General features: G+C 45.0%; 12 protein-coding genes. 3 read left to right on the plus strand and 9 right to left on the minus strand.

The genetic code is table 11. The annotated features are described in order from the left end of the window. Positions 1 to 179: 179 nt before the first annotated feature. Positions 180 to 500 (plus strand): divalent-cation tolerance protein CutA, encoded by a 321-nt coding sequence (gene cutA / locus QUA88_RS10680; RefSeq protein ID WP_333207924.1) that lies wholly within the window; start codon positions 180 to 182, stop codon positions 498 to 500. A 67-nt stretch (positions 501 to 567) separates the two neighbouring features. Here the strand turns inward: cutA and QUA88_RS10685 are convergent, their stop codons facing one another. Both QUA88_RS10685 and QUA88_RS10690 read right to left on the minus strand, forming a co-directional pair. Beyond that, complete coding sequence (locus tag QUA88_RS10685; protein WP_333207926.1) at positions 568 to 1,107, minus strand: DUF2231 domain-containing protein; 540 nt, start codon at positions 1,105 to 1,107, stop codon at positions 568 to 570. 51 nt (positions 1,108 to 1,158) lie between these two features. Next, entirely contained in the window at positions 1,159 to 1,437 is a 279-nt protein-coding gene (locus QUA88_RS10690) for a hypothetical protein (RefSeq protein WP_333207928.1), read from the minus strand. 210 nt (positions 1,438 to 1,647) lie between these two features. Here QUA88_RS10690 and QUA88_RS10695 point away from each other — a divergent pair, with 210 nt between their 5' ends. Next, complete coding sequence (locus QUA88_RS10695; protein WP_333207930.1) at positions 1,648 to 2,820, plus strand: FAD-binding oxidoreductase; 1,173 nt, start codon at positions 1,648 to 1,650, stop codon at positions 2,818 to 2,820. 279 nt (positions 2,821 to 3,099) lie between these two features. Here the strand turns inward: QUA88_RS10695 and QUA88_RS10700 are convergent, their stop codons facing one another. From QUA88_RS10700 to QUA88_RS10730, 7 genes are all read right to left on the minus strand, one after another. Next, a complete protein-coding gene (locus QUA88_RS10700) occupies positions 3,100 to 4,218 on the minus strand; it encodes an ATP-binding protein (RefSeq protein WP_333054320.1) in 1,119 nt (372 codons plus the stop codon). Positions 4,219 to 4,222: 4 nt separating this feature from the next. Next, a complete protein-coding gene (locus tag QUA88_RS10705) occupies positions 4,223 to 7,930 on the minus strand; it encodes a PAS domain S-box protein (RefSeq protein WP_333271642.1) in 3,708 nt (1,235 codons plus the stop codon). Positions 7,931 to 8,020: 90 nt separating this feature from the next. Next, a complete protein-coding gene (locus QUA88_RS10710) occupies positions 8,021 to 10,807 on the minus strand; it encodes an adenylate/guanylate cyclase domain-containing protein (RefSeq protein ID WP_333054324.1) in 2,787 nt (928 codons plus the stop codon). Positions 10,808 to 10,864: 57 nt separating this feature from the next. After that, the gene (locus QUA88_RS10715) at positions 10,865 to 12,421 is read right to left on the minus strand and encodes a PAS domain-containing sensor histidine kinase (protein ID WP_333232921.1); all 1,557 of its coding nucleotides are present in this window, start codon (positions 12,419 to 12,421) and stop codon (positions 10,865 to 10,867) included. Next, positions 12,418 to 12,954: a Rab family GTPase gene (locus tag QUA88_RS10720; RefSeq protein WP_333054326.1), complete on the minus strand. Its 537-nt coding sequence runs from the start codon at positions 12,952 to 12,954 to the stop codon at positions 12,418 to 12,420. Before QUA88_RS10720 ends, QUA88_RS10715 begins: the two co-directional genes overlap by 4 nt. Positions 12,955 to 12,956: 2 nt before the next feature. Continuing rightward, positions 12,957 to 15,674: an OmpA family protein gene (locus tag QUA88_RS10725; RefSeq protein WP_333259505.1), complete on the minus strand. Its 2,718-nt coding sequence runs from the start codon at positions 15,672 to 15,674 to the stop codon at positions 12,957 to 12,959. 6 nt (positions 15,675 to 15,680) lie between these two features. Beyond that, positions 15,681 to 16,289 carry a hypothetical protein gene (locus tag QUA88_RS10730; RefSeq protein ID WP_333054328.1) on the minus strand — a complete coding sequence of 203 codons (609 nt, stop codon included), beginning with the start codon at positions 16,287 to 16,289 and terminating at the stop codon, positions 15,681 to 15,683. 1,122 nt (positions 16,290 to 17,411) lie between these two features. Between QUA88_RS10730 and alaS the strand changes: the two genes are divergently transcribed. After that, on the plus strand, positions 17,412 to 20,063 hold the full coding sequence (gene alaS / locus QUA88_RS10735; protein WP_333271645.1) for an alanine--tRNA ligase: 2,652 nt from the start codon (positions 17,412 to 17,414) through the stop codon (positions 20,061 to 20,063). Positions 20,064 to 20,295 lie beyond the last annotated feature (232 nt).

Below are 20,295 nucleotides of genomic sequence, written 5' to 3' on the forward strand. Positions count from 1 at the left end.
TTGACTGTTGACAATTCCCGCATCCAGGATACCCGCCACGTGATTCATCTGTCCAGAAATAAAAAACCTGTATCCGATAAAGGATCCCCCGAATTTATCTCGCGCAAGTCAATGCTAAAATCGAAAATCGAAAATCTAAAATCTAAAATCTAAAATCGATTGACTGTTCACTGATTACTATGACAATTAATTTTGGGGTGGTGCTGGTAACTGCGGCATCGGAGGCGGAAGCGGAGAATCTCGCGAAATCTCTAATTGAAAACAAGCTGGCTGCTTGTGTGAGTTTGTCACCAATTCGCTCGATTTATAGTTGGCAAGGCGAGATTCATTCCGAGTCAGAGTGGCAGTTGCTGATTAAAACTGATTTGGCTAAATTTGAGGCTTTAAAAACAAAAGTTCAGGAACTCCATTCCTATGAAGTTCCCGAAATTATTGCTATTCCTATTATCGCTGGCAGCGATGCTTATCTCAATTGGCTGGGACAATCTTTAAGTTTGTAGTCAAGATTTTAGTCCTAAATTATCCAATGAAGAGGGACGGAATTCCCTACTAAAAATGGTCAGAAACCTAGGAATTATGACTGGTAGGGCCGATGACGCCGATTTTGTGGCGAAAACTTAGTTCGCCGCCGAACCAGCCTGTAACGCCCAGCAAAGTTGCTACGACGATCGATATTGCTAAACCTGTGTATACGATCGGCTCCGCCGGATTTTCTTGTCGCAATAGCAAGTTAATCAGGGTAAGTACCATAACCGCCACATTGCCGCCCATGTGCAACCAACCGGCACTGCGATCGCGCACTCTTTTAACTTTGAAAAAATCTAAAAAGCCCGTGATTGCGGCCAAAATCCCCGCAGCGAAACCCACACCCATCAGCCAAACCGAAGCTCTCGCCCAAAACGGATCGCTTGTCAGCCAATAACCGATGTCCGTGCCGGCGGCTCCTACTAAAAAGGCTACCGGAAAGATGACGATGATGGGGTGGATGGGATGGCCTGCAACTGAAAGCGTACTCGTAATACCGGCGTCGCGGTACTCTGTATCGTGACTTTCTAGAATCGGCGGAAGATTGGGATAGGGCGTACTATTTCTGGGATTTGTTTCCATGATTTCTACGATAACTTTTGTACAAAAAAACCCGTTTTTATTGGATTGAACTTAATCCCAAACCCGTTCGCCATTTTCGTCAACGCGGGCCTGCCGAATTACGTCAGAAATTTCGTCGGCGTCTTTGACGTGGTGCAAAGCTTTCTTTTCCCCGTCTGGTTCTTCGACGATTACATAAGTTGGAACTGTAACTGTATCTCCCACGATGTCGGGTACGTGGTCTACCGCTAGTTGCTGGGCTTTTTCTTCAATGGTTTGCGGTTGGTCGGAAATACGATCGCCCGGATTGACCGTGCGCTCCATATCTTTGCCTGGTTTGTCGATACTCATAAAAACCTCTCTGGTATTTCTAATTTTTTGCTGACTCTAATTCCTACTATTGAACGAAAAATATCTCTACGCAAACATCTCCCGACGGGTGGAAGTTTCAGTTAGGGCGATCGCAGACAGCCTCTTCCTGTAGGTAGAGGTTTTTCGATTTGTTCCGAAAAAACTAAGCTAAAATCTAAGCATGATATTTTCCTTCCCTTTGAGTTGCCCATGAAAAGTTACGATTGGATTGTTGTCGGCGGTGGCATTACGGGTGCGTCACTGAGTTACGAACTGGCAAAAAAAGGTTTTGCTGTGCTGCTTTTGGAACGAGATGCTACCATGCAAAATGCTACTCGTTTTAGTTATGGCGGCTTGGCTTATTGGTCGGGAACGACTGATTTAACTCGGCAATTGTGTCGGGAAGGTATCGAACGCCACCGCCATTTATCGGCCCAATTAGATGCTGATACTGAGTTTCGCGAGTTAGATTTGTTGCTGACAATTGATGCGGGCAATGATGTAGAAAAAGTGGCGGCTAATTACGCGCAATTTGCGATCGTTCCGCAGCTTTTGAGTGTTGCAGAAGCTGGCGAGTTGGAACCTTTGTTGAATAAAAGTGCGATCGCCGGAGCTCTGACTGTGCGTCACGGTCACATTTCGCCGACTGCCACAAATAAAGCTTATTGTCAAGGGTTTCTGCGGTTGGGAGGAACTATAGAATTTGCTGAAGTAATTGGGTTTATAGAAGAGGGAAATCGGATTTCGGGAGTTAAGACGGTACAGGAAAGTTATGCCTGCGAAAATACGGTTATTTGTGCTGGAGGTTGGAGTCGGAGTTTACTGAAAGCCGCTGGTGTTTCTGTGGGAGTTTATTTTACTCGCACGGAGATTTTGGAAACTGCACCTGTGGATTTGAAACTCAGAACTTTGGTGATGCCTGCGGTATTAAAACGTTTTGAATTGGAAGCTGAATCGAGTAGAAATGAGGTGGATTTTCTTTGGGATGAACCTGGTAAAGAGTTGCTGTCACCGATTTTAGATTCGGGTGCCATTCAATTTAATGATGGCAGTTTGCGGATCGGGCAATTGTCGCGCACTTTGAGCGATTTGAATGCTAAAGTCGATCGAGAAACCAGCGAAACGGCAATTCGTGCAGGAATCGGCAAGGTTTTGCCTGATTTGGCAGGTTTACCTGCAACTTGGCACGAGTGTAGTGTGGCATTTAGCGCTGATAATTTGCCTGTAGTGGGGCCGATCGCCGATCGCCCTGGATTGAACGTTTTTTCGGGTCTCAGCAATCCTTTGGCTATTGTACCTGCTTTGGCTGAGCGATTTGCTAATTGGGCGGGGGGAGAAGAAGATAGGGCGATCGAGCTTTTGTCTCCCGATCGATTTGCTTAAAAATGATATCATGTCCGGCCTGATTGAGACTTGTATGAATTTTGTAGGGGCGGGTTCACTAACAATAATTGCCTATAATCTACAATCTCATAAACCCGCCCCCCCGATACTTTTATCTCCTCTCCGTTGAATTGTCCGCGATGAAATTCTGTCGCGTGGTGGGGGCGGGTTTATGTAGATTGTTAGTCTGGATGATAGATTTTTGGTGAAACCCGCCCCTACAAGTATTGTGCTTATTTTACCGGACATGACTAATGACTACTGACGACTGACTACGGACTACTGACTACTAACTAAAAAAGGCAGAGTGACAATAAATGTAGTACCTTTGTCGATCGCACTTTCCACACTTATTGTACCGCCGTGCAGGTCAACTATGTGTTTGACAATGCAGAGTCCCAAACCCGATCCTTTAATGTTGCCTACATTAGCACCCCGTTCAAACTGCTGAAATAGTTTTTCTTGATATTCCGCTGTCATCCCAATTCCCTCATCTCGAACGCACAAAATTATTTGTTGGTTTTCGCAGCTTAACTCTAAACTGACATTGCCACCGTTTGGAGAATATTTAATGGCGTTGGAAAGCAAATTAGTCAGAAGGTGGTGCAGTAGTTTGGCGTCAAGATTGGCGTGCAGCGGATTTGTGTGACTGCGGAAATGTATTAGGTGTTTGTCGGTGACGATAGGTTGCAGTTCTTCTAAAATAGAATTGCATAAATCCGTCGCATTAATCGGATTTAAATTTAAGGAAATTTTGCCTGATTCGGCTTTGCTAAGCATTAAAATATCTTCCAGCAACCCACTCATATTACTGACGGCTTTTTTTATGCGATCGACATTTTTATGGGTGGTTCCGGCGCTTCTCTGCAAGTCGCTATCTTCTAGCATTTCCGCCGATAATTGTATGGTAGTTAAAGGAGTGCTTAAATCGTGGTAAGCCATTGAAATAAAGCGGGCTCTATTTTCGCTTTTTTCTGCTGCTAACGCCATTAAATTTTTCAAACTCACTGCTTCTTGATGTTTGCTCAGTGCTATCTTGATAGTGGCGTGCATTTCTCTTTCTTTAAAAGGTTTGAGCAGGTAGCCGTAAGAACCCGTATTTTCGGCTCGCTGCAAAGTTTCGTCGTCAGCATAGGCAGTTGTATAGATAATTGGTATATCTAATTCTTGATTAATTATTGCTGCTGTTTCTATGCCGTCAATGTCGCCTTTGATAACTATGTCCATTAAAATTAAATCTGGTCTTAGTTCGCGGGCGCGCTGGATGGCATCCGCTCCAGAAGAAACGATATCGGCAATTTGATATCCCAATTTTTCTAATTTAGGGGATAAGTTTTTAGCAATTAACAGTTCGTCTTCGACAATCAAAATCTTAATTGGTTTTTCGACCAAGCTCATATTGTTACAATCTTTGAAAGTAGTTTAACTCGTTAAATTTTAAGTGAAAGGATGTACCAACTTCTCTGGATATTTCGATTGTTCCTTCTAACTGCTCGGTTAAAGTGCAGACAACTTGAAACCCCATCGAGTGAGTTTTCCGAAAATCTAAGTTTTGAGGAAAGCCAATGCCGTTGTCCTTAACTAAAAGGTTGATTTCTCGATCGCCCGTTTGATAGCATTCTACACTAACTGTACCTGTTGTGCCATCAGGAAAAGCGTGTTTCAGCGTATTTGAAACCAATTCATTGGCAATTAAACCGCAGGGAGTAGCAGTTTCAAGATTTAGGGATATTGGCTCAGCTAATACCTGCAACTGAATTCGGTTGTTGCTAATATTGTAAGAGTGAAACAAGTTACTTACCAAGTCTTCGAGATATTCGCCAAAATTAATTTGCGCTAGGTTAGTCGAACGGTACAGTTTTTCGTGAATCAGAGCCATAGAATAAAGGCGATTCTGACTTTCTTCAAACATTTTGCTGACTTGGGGGTCGGCAACTGTGTTCGATTGCAATTCTAACAGACTGGCAACTACACAGAGGTTGTTTTTGACGCGGTGGTGAATTTCTTTGAGCAAAATTTCTTTTTCTCTGAGGGAGTTTTTCAAATTTGCTTCTGCTTGTTTGCGATCGCTCAGTTCAGCTTGCAGTTGCTGGTAAAGTAGAGATTGCTGAATCGCGATCGCCAATTGATTTACCAACTGCTGAAATAAATTGATTTCCGATTCTTGCCACTCACGAGGGCGATCGCATTGGTGGGCTATTAGCAATCCCCAAAGTTTGCTGTGCTGAATAATCGGCACTACTAACTTTGCCCTAACTTGAATCTGTGTCATAAACTGGGCCATACAAGGTGTAAGGGAGGGATCATCTAGTTGGGAGATCGCACAAATTCGCCCCTGCAAATAAAGCTGAGAACTTTGGGTCGGAAAAACCTCTTCGCCAAAACATTTATCCACCAGTTGGCTGCATCCTTCTGCAACGGCTTCAGCAATGACTCGCCCGCCATTTTCGGGTAAAAGTTGATAAACCAAAACTCGATCGGCTAATAATACTTGCTGGAGTTCGGCAACGGTAGTGTTGAGAATTTCCTCTAATTGCAAAGACTGGCGCACACGACGGGCGATCGCCTCCACAAGCCTTTCTTGCTCGAACTGCTGCCCCCTAGCGAGTTCGGCATATTTAGAATTGCTGATATCCGCGGCATAACCAATAATTTCGATCGGAACACCTCTGCTATCAACCAATAGTTTGAGTTCCGTCCTTAGCCAGCGGTAACTTCCGTCTTGGTGTAGAAAACGATACTCGCAAATGCAATTTTTTTCCTCAGACAAATCCGAAAAATTTACTAAAAATTGTGGCCGATCTTCAGGATGAATCCGGCTCGACCAAAATTTACAATCTGCTAACAATTCTTGGGGGTCGTAGCCAACGATTGTCTGAACGTTGTCGCTGATGTAAGTAGTACAAAAGTCCCCCATCGGTGCGGCTGTAAAAATTACCGCCGGATTAGAACCCAGTAAAAATTGCAGGCGTTCTTTTAACTGCTGAAATTCCATTTCTGCTCGCTTACGATAACTGATATCTTCGATCGCCCCCATGCTGTAGAGAGGAATGCCCTCGCGATCGCGGATCAGCGTCACCGTCAAGTTTGCCCACATCAGCTCGCCATTCTTCTTAATCAAGCGTTTTTCCCTTTGGAAGCGAGAAATTTTGCCACAGATCAACTGCTTGACTTCCTCTACATCTGCGTGTAAATCTTCTGGATGCGTGAGTTCACTAAAAGTCATGCTAGCCAACTCCGAATCGCTGTAGCCCAACATCTGGCGGTGAGCTTCATTCACTTTGATCGTGCGGAAGTCGCGCACGCTTGCCAAACCAAGCGCGATCGGAGCATCGTCAAATAAGTTGCGAAACTTTTCCTCGCTCTTTTGCAGTGCAGCTTCTGCGTGTTTGCGGGCGGTAATGTCTCGGGCTACCCACATCACCCGATCGCAATCGAGTGGCGAAATACTCGCATCAAACCAAAATAATTTGCAGCCAATTTCCATGCTGTATTCAACTCTGTGGGTTTGCCCAGATGCCAATGTTTGGCGAATGTGGGCTAGGGCAAAATTAGCTTCCGCTTCTGGGAAGATTTCGGCGAGGGTTTTCCCCAGCACTTCAGGAGCCGGTTTATACAGCAGTTCGGGAGCCGTGGGGGCGATTTTGAGGTAGCGGCCGCTTGTGTCGAAAACCAGCACGATATCCGTCATGGCGTTAAACAGCGCCACCAGTTCGGCTTCGGAGTTTTGGAGTTTTTCTTCGGTCAATTTGCGATCGGTAATGTCAGTGTCAGTGCCAGTCAGGCGGAAAGCCCTGCCAGAAGCCGATCGAATCGCGCTGCCGCGGGCTAGTATCCAGCAGGTGCTGCCGTCTTTACGCACCATCCGGTGTTCTACTTCATAAATTTCTGTCAAACCTTCTAAATAAGCATTTACTGCTTGGGCGACGGCAACTCGATCGTCGGGATGAACGTGAGATGCCCAATTTTCCATGCGGTTAGGAATCTCTGTGTCTTGATAGCCCAACAAAGCTTTCAAAGAGGGAGCAATGTAGATTTCATCGGTTTGCAAATTCCAGTCCCAAACCCCCACTTTGCCGGCCGATACTGCCAGTTCGTACCATTGTGTCCGCTGCTGCACTCTCAGTTCTAACTCTGCATTGAGCTGCTGCAAAGCGATTTCTGCTTGTTTGCGATCCGTGACATCCCTGCCTGCAGCTTGATACTCGACGATTTGTCCGCTCTCGTCAAATATAGCCCGATCGATCCACTGGTGCCAGCGAATTTCCCCGCTCGGCAAAATTACTTGGTGCTCGCAGGTAAAAATAGGGTTGTCGGGAGACACAGAAGTATATTGCTGTTGAAAAAATTCTCGGTCTGCTTCTGGCAGCAGCGACATGAAGCATTTGCCTAGTAAGTCGATCGGCTGCACGCCGAAATAACGGCAATAAGCTTGATTGACAAAAGTTATTTTACCGTCTGGGAGGTAGCTGCAAATCAGTTCGGTTTGGTCTTCCACAATCGCCAGGTAGCGCGCCTCGCTCTGCCGCAGGGTATTTTCGGCATTTTGGCGATCGCTGACTTTTTCTAGTTCACAATTGCCCTCTAACAGTTCGCATTGTTCCTGGAGTTTTGCCACTTCTTGGTGCAGTGCCTCGCTCCAGCTATACATTGCTGGACGAATACTTTTTTCACTGATTAAACCTACTGGCTGACCCAGTTCATCTACAATTGGCAAGCAATCAATCGAGTATTGACAAAATAGCTTGAATGCGGTAGTAATATCTGTAAATTCTGATTCTTTTAAAACAATTAAATTCCGCGTCATTGCGTCGGCAACTTTCATGCCTTGCCATCCATATTCGGTCGCAGCTAAGTTGAGCACATCTTCCGGGCTTAGCAGTCCGACTAGCTGATTTTTATCGACAACTAAGACGCAACTAATAAATGCTTTTACAGTTTCGTTTGAGTCGGGAAATGCAGGTGAATTAGGCAGTGGGCAATGGTTGTTCGTCCGACGCATCAGGGCGATCGCCTCTGGGAGCGAAGTTGAGGGCCCAACCATCACAGGATGGCGATCGACAGCTTCGTCGGGCGATCGTAAATTGACCGACAAATTAGCAAGTTCCATTAGTCTTGGTGAAAAAGTATTGTTAATTAACTTTAGCAACACTTGTAGTCATCAGCCAGATGACTGATGACTGATGACCGATGACCTGCCTTATATTCGGCCAAGGAGCAGATAAGTTTTCATTGCCCCTTTGCCCTTAACTTCAATAGTTCCCCGCTCCTGAAATACATATTTGTGTTCCAATAACTTATAAGTAGTTTCGCTCACTTGAATCCGCCAAGGCAAACCGTGAGATTCCATGCGGGAAGCAATATTTACTGTGTCGCCCCACAAATCGTAAATAAACTTTTTTATGCCAATTACTCCAGCCACAACCGGGCCGCTGTGAATGCCGATGCGGATGCTAAAATATTTATTATGGCTAGCATTAAATCGGGCTATTTCTGCTTGCATATCTAGCGCCATTTGGGCGATCGCCTCTGCGTGGTCTGCCCTGGGTTCAGGGAGCCCTCCAACCGCCATGTATGCGTCGCCGATGGTCTTGATTTTCTCTAACCCATGCCGTTCGCACAAAAGGTCAAATCCTGAAAAAATCTGATTCAGAAGATCCACCAGTTCGATCGGATTCATGACGGCAGACAAAGCAGTAAACCCCACAATGTCAGCGAACAAAACAGTCACTTCTGGAAAGTATTCGGCAATAGTAGTTTCGTTTTGCTTGAGGCGTTCTGCTATTGCCTTGGGCAAGATATTTAACAGCAGCTTTTCTGATTTTTCTTGTTCTTCCCGCAGGGCATCTTCTGCTTGCTTGCGTTCCGTAATGTCATGGTAACTCCAGACTCGGCCGATAATTTTATCTCCCAACCGCTGCGGTTGCGAATAGCGTTCAAAAAATCTGCCGTCCTGAAATTCCAACAAGTCGTAACTTTCGGCTTCTGGCTGATCGTAAAGCGATTCTATTCTCTCTTGAAATGTTTGGGCGTCTTTGAGTTGATTCAGGAAAAAGGCGATCGTTGTGGCGTCATTTCGGAGTGCCATCACTTCGTTAGGTAGGCCCCACATTTCCACAAATTCTCGATTGAAAGTGACTATTTTTCCGCTCCTGTCAGTAGCTAAAATACCGTCAGCAGTAGAATCAAAAGTTGCTTGCAGCAGGGATACAGATTTTGCTAGGGCGTCTTCGGCCATTTTTCGAGCAGTAATGTCTCGCAAAATAGCGCGAATCGCTACTAGCGAACCTTCCGCAAATTTACAGCTTATGCTGCCTTCTAGCAAAATTTGTTCGTGATTTTTAGTAATAAATATTGTTTGAATAGAGTCAGGATACAATGTATTTTCATTGACCGTTTTTTTGGTAATAGCTTTATAGAATATATCCAGAGACTCAGGCGAGCTGTTCGGATGAATGATATCAAAAACAGTCATTTGAGCAATTTCTGCTTCGGTGTAGCCCAGAGTTTCCCGCCAAGCCCGATTTACATACAAAAAATGACCGTCCGCTCCTATACTTTGAATTAAGTCAGTAGCATTTTCAAATAAGTCTCGCAGTTGTTCTTCGCTTTCCCGCAAAGCTATTTCAGCTTGCTTGCGCTTAATGAATTGACCAATTTGGCTACCGATTGTTGCCATGGTTTGGAGCAATTCTTCATCAAAACACTGCACTTCCCTGCTGAATAAAATCATCACGCCCAAAACAGACCGGGCCGATTGTTCCGCCTCGTAGCCACCCAAAATTGGGAAACCAAAAGCTCCGTGCAGCCCTTCTTCAGCAGCGATTTCTCGGCGCAGACAACTGTCACTTTTTGTGACATCTGCAATCCACTGAGCTGAACCGCTAGCCCAAACGAAACCGGGCAATCCTTCGCCAAATGCACAGGTCATTTGTTCGGTAAATTCTGCAAATTTGGGGATCGAAAGTGAGCGTTTTGTCCAACTGGCGACACAGCGAAGCAAATTGGGAGCGGAAACCGCAGTTATTCTCTTAGTTTCTGACAGCAGTTTTTCCCCGGATTCTGGCATCCAAAGTTCGACGGTATCCCATCCCAAGCTGTCGCAAATTACAGGGAGAATTGCTGCTATAGCTTTTTTGATTGTTTCGGATGCCGACAGGATGCGAGTAGCGATGTACTGAGTTATTTGTCGCTTGCGGGCGCGCTGTTTATCTGTGACATCGCGGCCGATGTACACGAAATCTTGAAGGGTGGGCAAAGAACTAGAAATGCCTTGAATGTCAGTCGAAATAGCCGTACAGGAAAACGAAACTGTTAGTTTTTCTCCGGTTTTTGCCGTGCAAATTACTTCGGCATTAGTTTGCGATTGTTGAGGCTCATCTGGGCTAACTGCTTGCAAAGAGGAGCCAAAAGCAGCAAGAGCGTCTATTTGCTGGCCTACTAATTCTGATTCGCTGTAACCGAACAAATCTTGAGCCGCTTGATTGACTTTTTTAATCTTTCCCGATGCTGTTGTTACCAATAAAACTTCGGCCATTGAAGTAATAATTTTTTCAACATAATTATTAGTAGCGGCTAAGGTACTCAATAAAATATCCATTTCATTGGTAGCTTGCACTAGAGTTTGTTCTAAAGCCATCCTGTCGCTTACGTCTTGAAAAAATATAATTAATCTCTGATAATTTTCGTCATTGCTAAACTCCACGATATACATATCAAAATAAAGCCGCGAACCATTTTCTAATAGTCGCGTCATCGCTTTTAATTCAAAATTTGGCAAACGTTTTTCAAAAATATCGATTAAAATTTCTTCAGTTCCCACTAATTCGGGAAAGGGAATGCGAACATCGTTGCCGGCGACTACTTCCTCGGGACAGTCGGCAAACTGCTGCACTTGTAGAGAGATTTCTTGGATAAAAAAGTTTTTATCCAGTGCTAGGTACTCCAAGTGGTGGGGAACTAACAGTTTTTTTAACAAGGTTTTCATGTGAGATTTTTCTTATTGAATGCGCCCTAGGGATTGAATTATCTAAAATCAATCTATTTATCTCTGTTTATTAAATGGAATTCTGACTAAAAAGGTAGTGCCTAGCCCTATCTCGCTGGAAAACTCGATTTGACCTCCATGCAAATCTACACACTGCTTGACTATGGATAAACCCAGTCCTGTACCGGGTATTTTTTCGACATTTTTGGCTCGATAATAAGATTCAAAGAGTTGTTCTTGGTCTTCGAGAGGAATGCCAATGCCTGCGTCTTTAATTTTAAATGTGGCTTCTTCATTATTCTGACAATTTAATTCAAAATAAATATTGCTGTCGAGGGGCGAATATTTGACTGCATTTGACAGCAAATTTGTCAAGATGTGTCGCAGCAATTTGGGATCTAGTGCGGGCAACTGTTCCGTTTCCTGTAAGTTGGTATCATCTTTTTTCGCTGGCGTAACTAATTCTTGATAAATAAAGTTAATTGTATGATTTTTCCCATAACTAATTTTAATGAATTCTACTAACTCGCTGCAAAATTTTTTTAAGTCAACTGGTGCGGGATAGAATTCGAGTTTTCCTGCTTCGGCGCTGCTGAGCAACCGCACGTCATCTAATAGCTGAGCCATTTGTTGAGATGCTGATTTAACGTGTTGCAGGTATTGTTGTTTTTCCGCGTGGGTGATATCGTCGCCGTAGTCTTGGAGGATTTTAGTAGCAAATAATACTGTACTTAAAGGATTGCCAAATTCGTGAGCAATCATCGAGAAAAAACGAGATTTTACCTGTCTGAGTTCTTGCTCTTTTGCCAAAGAGCGGCGAATTTCTATTTCTTGTTGTTTGCGTTCTGTGATGTCCCTACCTATATAAATGAAATCGTAAAGTCCCTCTAATTCTGTCTGAACTGCCGAACAGGAAAATTCTACCCAAATTTTTTCTCCTGCTTTAGTAGTGCAGACTATTTCTAGTTCTCTACGTAGCTCTTTTTGAGACAAAATATATCGGTGGCGAGCTTGGTAAATTAATGTTTCTTCGACTACTATTATGGACAGGGGGTTGCCGATTAATTCTGCTTCGTTATACCCAAATAACCATTGGGCAGATTGATTGATTTTTTTGATATTTCCTAATGTTGTTGTCACCAACAAAGCATCACCCATCGAACGAATAACTTTATCTATATAATCTTTAGAAGCGGCTAAGGCACTAACCAAAAGATTAGCTTCATTCGCCCTCTGAATCAACGATTGCTTCATGACCATCTTTTCGGTGGTATCTTCAATCAAAATTAGCAATTTACTTGGGACATCTTCTTGTTCTTCTTCATATTTGATAGCCAACATATCAAAGTATAAAGGGCGGTTTGGGTCGGCAAACCGAGCGATACCTTTGACTTCAAAACCGGGCAGCCGTCCCATAATGATGGACATGAGGATATTTTCAATGCCAATCAGTTCGGGAAAACTCAGGCGAGCATCTGCACCGGGTATAGCCTGGTCCGGAATATCAGCATAATGCTGCACTTCGGCGGAGGTTTCCTGAATGATGAAATGGTGATTTACTAGAAAATACTGTGTTTGTCGCGGGCCTAACAGCTTTCTTAACAGGAGGTTCATACTTGTTCTACCATTGTGTAAGCTAGTTTGTAGAAAATTTCGTCAACGTCTTTGCCTGTTTTAGCAGATGTTGTGTAAACTCCTATTACTTTGTCTTGACTTATCGAATGGGACATTTCCACTAGCAGCGCCAATTTTTCCTCGTCAATCAAGTCTACTTTGTTCAAAGCGACGATAATTGACCCTTTAGGATTGACTGAAGAAAAAAGCTGAATGTGTTCGGAGATTCGCTCAACTGTTTCGGAGCGGCTGACATCGGCAACGATTAAAACGCCGCTAGCTCCCTGCAAGTAAGTCGGTGCTATTCCTTTGAATTTTGTATGCCCTTCTAAGTCCCAAATCAGCAACTTTGCAGTGACGTTTTCCCGCTGTTTTATCCCTTCTAATTCTACGATTTTGCTGGAAATTTTTACTCCTACTGTGGAGAGGTATTGGTCGCTGAATTGCCGATCGACAAAACGGCGGATTAGGCTAGTTTTACCCACGCCGAAATCCCCAATCATGCACATTTTTTTAGATATAGTAACTGACATAATTAGTTGCTGTTTATGGTCTTAGTTATTGGTTCAAATAGCACACATCTGCTTAAAAGTAGCGGTTGATTGGGTTCCAAGCCGGAAGGAGGATGTGGGCTGCCAATCGCGACAAGGCGCTTGGGGTCAGCACCTTGCCGCACTAAAGCCTCTTGCACTGCTGTGGCACGCTGGAGTGACAACCGTTGATTTGTGGCAAGTTCCCCAGTTCGATCGCTGTGCCCAATTATCTTAATATGTTTTTGAGGATATTGATCCATGAAATTTTTGACACTGGCGATGATTTCTCCGTATGTAGGGTCTAATTTTGCCGTTCCTGGCTGGAAGTAAATGCGGCTTGTAATTTTCAGCGGCTCTAATTTAATTGTGCTAATCACCGATTGAACACCGGGAATTTGCTTCAGGGACTGAGCTATTTTCTGTGCGTCTGCACCATCTCTAACGCTACCCTCTACTGTCACTTTACGATCGCCATACCGCGTAGAAATAGAAAGGCCCTCTTTCTGATTCAAAACAGCGGTAATCCGCTGTACCTCAGCCGCCGTCAAAACTGGATCTGGGGGGACATCTACAGCTAGAATTCTATTATCTAATTGCAATTTCGGTGCAGTTGATGCGGCTATTTTTGCAGCTTGTGCCCGCAATTCTTGATTTGGCAACTTTCCGGTTAGCTTTAAAGTTTTGCCATCAACTGTAACATCTAAGCGGTAAACTGCTAATTGGGGAGTGGATGCTAAAGCTGCGATGGCATTTGCTTCGAGGCGACGGTAAATGTTGCTGCGATACTGAGAAATTCCCCAAGGTACTAAGATTAAGCTCAGGGCGGCTAAACTGATAGCCGCTAGGGCGATCGGGGGTTTTGTTGATTTTTCCCTTTGCAGCGGGTCGAATAAACTTTTTATACAGGGGTGCAGCGAATCCGGTATAGTACCGGGGTCGCCGTTAAACTCGTGAATTACTTTAGCATAATTAAGGATGAGATTACTAACTGTTTGCCGCAGTTTGTTGATGAAAGACTGTGGCGGTTCTCCTTTAATCACGACTGCCATGTAGCAATATCCCGCTACTTCGAGCATAATTTTTGAGTCGCCGTATTCAATTTGATTTAGTTCGGAAACTTCTCCGGGCTGCACGATGCACTCGTTAACAAAGCTGCGAATAGCGGTGAGCATTCCTGCTACCATTTCTGATTCTAACTGGTAGCTTTCTGAGTTTTGAAATTCGGAAATTATCAAGCCTGATGCTTTATGAATTAAGAATGCTGCTTGGACGGTAAAGGGTATTGATTCTTTGAGGATTAATTCTGCTTCGGAGACTCCTTGTACTTTGGATCTAATTTTGCGCTGAACTCCTTCAACGCTGAGGGCGTTTGACACTTTTTCATTGATTGTCTTGATAGCTTCTGCCATGTATCGGGAAATAGTATTGCCAATTACGGGATAGAGGGCATCCACCATTGCGTCGCGTTCGAGTTCAATTTGGGCTGTAATCGCTTTGCCCATTTCCGGGGCGAGGGCTTGAGCGATCGACTCTTGGTCAAGGCGAATTTGCTCTTTAATTGCCAGACCAATTTCTGGGGCGATCGCCTTAGCAATATCCGCTGGCGAATTAACTATTTGTTGAGCAAGTGCGTCGGGAAGCAGCTCAGCTATTGCCGCACTCATTGCCGACTTGTTTTCGACAGTTTTTGCCCTAATCACTTCGTCAATAATCGGCACGATCGCCTTAACAACTTCTTCCCTGGAATCGGCGACTTTGCGACTGAGAATTTCTGCGATCCAAGGTAACATCAACTCAATCAACTCTTGGGGATCGTAGATTTGGTGCTCCAATTTTCCTAATTTATCGTCGATTGTTGCCATCAGGTGGCGCACACCCGGCAAATCGTTTTCTGCCAGCAGATTTTTGACTTGCTCGATATCTGATATTTTTGAGCCAAAAATCAGATTTTGCAGCGTTTCCATCGCGCTGTCTGCTTCATTTAAATCCTGTTTAATTTGACCTAATATTTCTGCTGGCTGCGATCTCGTTGTCGGCTGTTCTACCAAGTTTGGCATCGATTGAAGCGAAGAAGCAACCACCGGATCTAAATATGCAGTTGATGGTGGATCTGAGACTTTGGAAAATATGGGATTATGGGAAATTTCCGAGGATTTTGACTCGGAATCGGTTGCGGAAACATCTTGTTGCGGATGGAACCCCTGGGATTTTTGAGCCTCTACGTAATGTAGAGAATCTTTTATTGTCAAGTTAGACAATGCTTCGACAGGCTGTGATTCCTCCTCCAAATCCGGCTGGGCGATCGCGGAAACATCTATAGTTTTAGCTGAGGAATAGTCTTTTTCCAGTTCTGAAGTGTTGAGTTTTTGAGTAGCGAATAGCAAACTTTTGAACTCATCTTTAACATCCCACGAATCGCCAGACTCCGGTTGGTGAGATCCAGTTTCGGGTACACTCGCTGCAACTTCCTCTGGCGCTTGCTCAGAAATACCCAACAAATCCATCAACCCGCCGAGGGCCCCAGCTTGATTATTTTTGTCGCTGCTGTCATCTTCGGGCTCTGCATTTTGCTGGTTGGAGCCTGCAATAATTTTGAGATCGACTAACAGATTCAGCAAGGGTTCTAGCTGGGTTGCTGCATGGGAAGCAGACTCGTCAGGTTGAGAAACAAAACCCTCTAACTCATTTTCGTCAGCCGGATTTTCTTTCGGTAAAGCCATGCGTTATTATCCGTTATGGTGGCGCTCCGGCAACAGAAACTCGGTATTTAACTTATTATCCGCAACGCCTTTAAGTTCGGGGACAAATTCTGTTCCTTTGAGCCTCATGCCGAGTTCAAACAGAATTTCTGCCATGTCGTCTCTAGAAACTTTAACATCTCTGAGCATAGAAAAGCGACGATCGAGTTCTTCAAAAACCTGTGTTTTCAAAGTGCGGGTTTCTTCAGATAGTCGCTCTCTGGTTTGGGAGAGTTCGTCACGCAGCGAACTGGTTTGATTGTCTATAGCCTCGTCGAGGGCTTCCATGCTGCTGGAGAATTTGCGGTTAATGCGATCGACTTGCTGGCGGATGTCTGCGCTTTCTTCTTGGGTGTTTGAGGTGAGCGATTTAACTTTCTTTTCTAGCGAATCAACTGCAGCCCTCATTTCTCCTGAAAGAACTGTTTTTACTTGTTCGATGCGAGTTTGCATATCTTGCTGCATCATCGACAAGTCGGAATCTATTTTATCGAAGCGATTATCGTATTCTCTAAGCTGCGCTCCGAAAATTATATCGCGAATCTGGTCGATATTTCCCAGCCGTTCGCGCATTTCTTCTTTAGTTATTTCGGCCATAATACCTGGAATCTCCGGAGATGGTGAGTTTAAGAACTGTGCTAGTGATTTACTACCGTTGTTGGTGGCACTAGCTTTTTTGAGTGGGCGGGCTTTTATTGTTTGAACTCTCACCCCTGCGTCGGGGATGGGATTTTTTAGAGTCTTGACTCTAAATATCCTGAGATTCAAATTTTTGAGCCTGGTCTTGTCACCAAAAATGGCGGTTGGCTATCCTTGGCTTGCAGCAAGCTCATAGAAGCGTTGATTTTGCTGCTATACAGCACAGCGGGTAGGTTTTAATGTCTTGACTGACATCCTCAATCATATCCCATCTTGACAGTGCCTCATACGACAGCGGTGGAGTCCCGGCAAAAAGCAGGCGGGCGCGCTCCACGTGCCATTATATATAATATATAACTCAAAACCTGCACCGATCGATCGCCGATCGGCTCGGAGGGATGCTGCCTTTGAGCAGAAAGCACTTATAAAGTCGAACTCGGCCGAGCTCTCCCCCTCGAATCCTCGAATCCTGCGATCGCCCTATAAAAATTCATAGGGCCCGATCGACAGCGATCGGACCCAATAATATGAGAGCTTTGTTTTTTCTAACAAACGAGATGTGTTTCCGGTGGAGAACTTTTACTTACTAGGGTTTACAACTTGTGCAGCTTTACTGTTAATCCGCAACTACAACTACGTCTGACTCGACTGCGGTTTGGCTTGACTGCTCGATCGGCAGTTCGCCACTATTTCAAGTTGTGTTCGGTTAATTTCTGCTGCGCCTGGGAATCTAGACCGGAGACACCATGTCTATATCCTCGAACTTTCTTTCTAAATATAGCGACCTCCTTTCTCTTCCTGTCCCGGTGTCTATTATTAAGTTAGCATGAGCTTTCCGAGGAGTAAAGCACTATTTGCAAAACTTGATAGGTCTTTACATTACTAAGTATAATGATATGAATATCCAAATAGATGTAAGTTAGCACTCACGCACTCGCCCACAAAGAAACCGGGTTTTTTCACCGAGATTGAGGATTTTAAGCAAGTATTTTGGTTGAAAAACCCGGTTTCTGGACACCCGTGCAAAAGTCCTATAAATTCTATTGTTGCTACATCTTTACATTCTTAACAGTTCTTGTCATGACTATTTCTCCTAAGTTTCTCAGTGGTAGCCAAATCCGCCAAACATTCCTCGACTTTTATGCCCAGCGGGGACATAAGATATTGCCGAGTGCTTCTTTGGTGCCCGAAGATCCGACAGTGTTGCTGACGATCGCCGGAATGCTACAATTCAAGCCGATATTTCTCGGACAGCGCACCCCCGAATCACCGCGCGCCACGACTTCTCAAAAGTGCATCCGCACCAACGACATCGAAAACGTCGGCCGCACCGCCCGCCACCACACGTTTTTTGAGATGTTGGGTAACTTCAGTTTCGGGGATTATTTCAAGAAACAGGCGATCGCCTGGGCGTGGGAACTTTCCACGGAAGTTTTCGGTTTACCAGCGTCGAATTTGGTTGTTAGTGTTTTCCGAGAAGATGACGAAGCTTTTGCAATTTGGCGCGATGAAATTGGTATTCCGGGCGATCGGATTCAGCGCATGGGAGAAGATGACAATTTCTGGCAATCCGGCCCGACAGGCCCCTGCGGCCCGTGTTCGGAGATTTACTATGATTTCCACCCAGAAAGAGGCGACAATATTGACCTCGAAGATGATAGCAGGTTTATTGAATTCTACAACCTGGTTTTCATGCAGTACAATAAGGATGCAGAGGGCAATTTAACACCGCTGCAAAATCAAAATATTGATACTGGGTTGGGACTGGAACGGATGGCGCAAATCCTCCAGAAAGTCCCCAATAATTACGAAACAGATTTGATTTTTCCGATCATTCAATCGGCGGCAGAAATTGCCGGGATTGATTACCACAATAGCGATGAAAAAGTCAAGGTTTCGCTGAAAGTAATTGGCGATCACATTCGGGCTGTGGTGCACATGATTGCGGACGAAATTCGCGCGTCGAATGTTGGTCGGGGTTACATTTTGCGGCGGTTGATTCGCCGGGTGGTGCGCCACGGGCGACTGATTGGAATTCAGGGCGAATTTACGGTGCGGGTAGCTGAAAGTGCGATCGCCCTTTCGGAAGCAGCTTATCCGAACGTGCGGCGGCGGGAAGCTCAAATTAAGGCGGAATTGGCAAGGGAAGAGGCGCAGTTTCTCAAGACTTTGGAACGCGGAGAGAAGCTGCTGGAGGAAATTGTCGATCGCACAAAACAGCAAGCAAACAAACAAATCAGCGGTCAAGATGCTTTCACTCTTTACGATACCTACGGTTTTCCCTTAGAACTGACTCAAGAAATTGCTGAGGAACAGGGAATTACGGTGGATTTGGACGGCTTTGAAGCGGCGATGGAGGAACAGCAAACTCGCGCTAAAAATGCTCGCCAAACAATCGATTTGACTGTGCAGGGTTCTTTGGATAAGTTGGCTGAAACAATCCAGGGAACTGAGTTTGTCGGTTATGCTGAATTGTCGAGTTTAGCTGAGGTGGAAGTTATCTTAGTTGACGGCAAATCTGTGGAAGAAGCAGCCGCAGGCACTGAGGTACAAGTTGTTTTGAACCAAACACCGTTTTATGCAGAATCCGGCGGACAAATTGGGGATAAAGGTTATTTGAAAAGCGGAGATAATGGTGATGGTTTGTTAGTAAGAGTTGATGATGTGAAGAAGGAATCAGATTTCTTCGTGCATTTCGGCTTTGTGGAACGGGGAACGCTGAGAGTTGGCGATAGTATTACTGCGAAGATTGACAATAGCGGTCGCCGCCGAATTCAGGCCAACCACACAGCAACTCACTTATTACAATCAGCTTTGCGGAAAATTGTGGACGATTCGATTTCGCAAGCTGGTTCGCTGGTATCGTCAGAAAGATTGCGGTTTGATTTCAATTCTCCGCGCGCTGTCACAGCAGAAGAGTTGCAGAAAATTGAGGATTTAATTAATAGTTGGATTGCTGAGGCCCACGCTGCGGAAGTTGCGGAAATGCCGATCGCCCTTGCCAGAGAAAAAGGCGCGACTGCGATGTTTGGCGAGAAGTACGGCGATGTGGTGCGGGTTATCGATTTTCCCGGCGTTTCGATGGAATTGTGCGGCGGAACTCACGTCAGCAATACCGCAGAAATCGGGCTGTTTAAGATTGTTTCCGAAGCGGGGGTAGCGGCGGGAACTCGCAGGATTGAAGCGGTTTCCGGTCAAGCTGTTTTGGACTATTTGAATGTGCGGGATAAGGTGGTGCGCGATTTGGGCGATCGATTTAAGGCGAAGCCTGAAGAATTGCCGAACCGGATTACTAATTTGCAGAATGAGTTGAAGGATACTCAGAAACATTTGGCTGCTGTGAAGTCGGAATTGGCGATCGCAAAATCCGACCAGTTGCTGAGTGCGGCTGAGGAGCTCGGCGAATTCAAAATCATTGTAGCTCAATTGGGTGATGTGGATACAGAAGCGCTGAAAACTGCGGCGGAAAGATTGCAGCAAAAGTTAGGAAATGCTGCGGTTGTTTTGGCCTCAATTCCTGAACCGGATAAGGTAAGTTTGGTGGCTGCTTTTAGTCCAGAAGTCAATAAGAAAGGATTGCAAGCTGGCAAGTTTATCGGGGGAATTGCTCAAATTTGCGGCGGAAAAGGCGGCGGGCGACCGAATTTGGCGCAAGCTGGGGGACGCGATGCAAGTAAGTTGCAGGAAGCCTTGGAAAGTGCTCGCAATCAGTTAGTTGAAGGGTTGGGTTAATTACTCGGATCAGGTGATTTCGGGGAAACTGTACGGGCGGGTTCACCAACCATAATCGTCAATAATCGACAATCTCAAAAACCCGCCCCCACCCACTAAGAATCATCATGTACATAGTCCTCGTAGGGGCGGGTTCACCAACCATAATTGCCACAAATCGACAATCTCAAAAACCCGCCCCCACCCACTAAGAATCATCATGTACATAGTCCTCGTAGGGGCGGGTTCACCA

Source organism: Microcoleus sp. D3_18_C2, assembly GCF_036702395.1.
Classification (GTDB): Bacteria; Cyanobacteriota; Cyanobacteriia; order Cyanobacteriales; family Microcoleaceae; genus Microcoleus.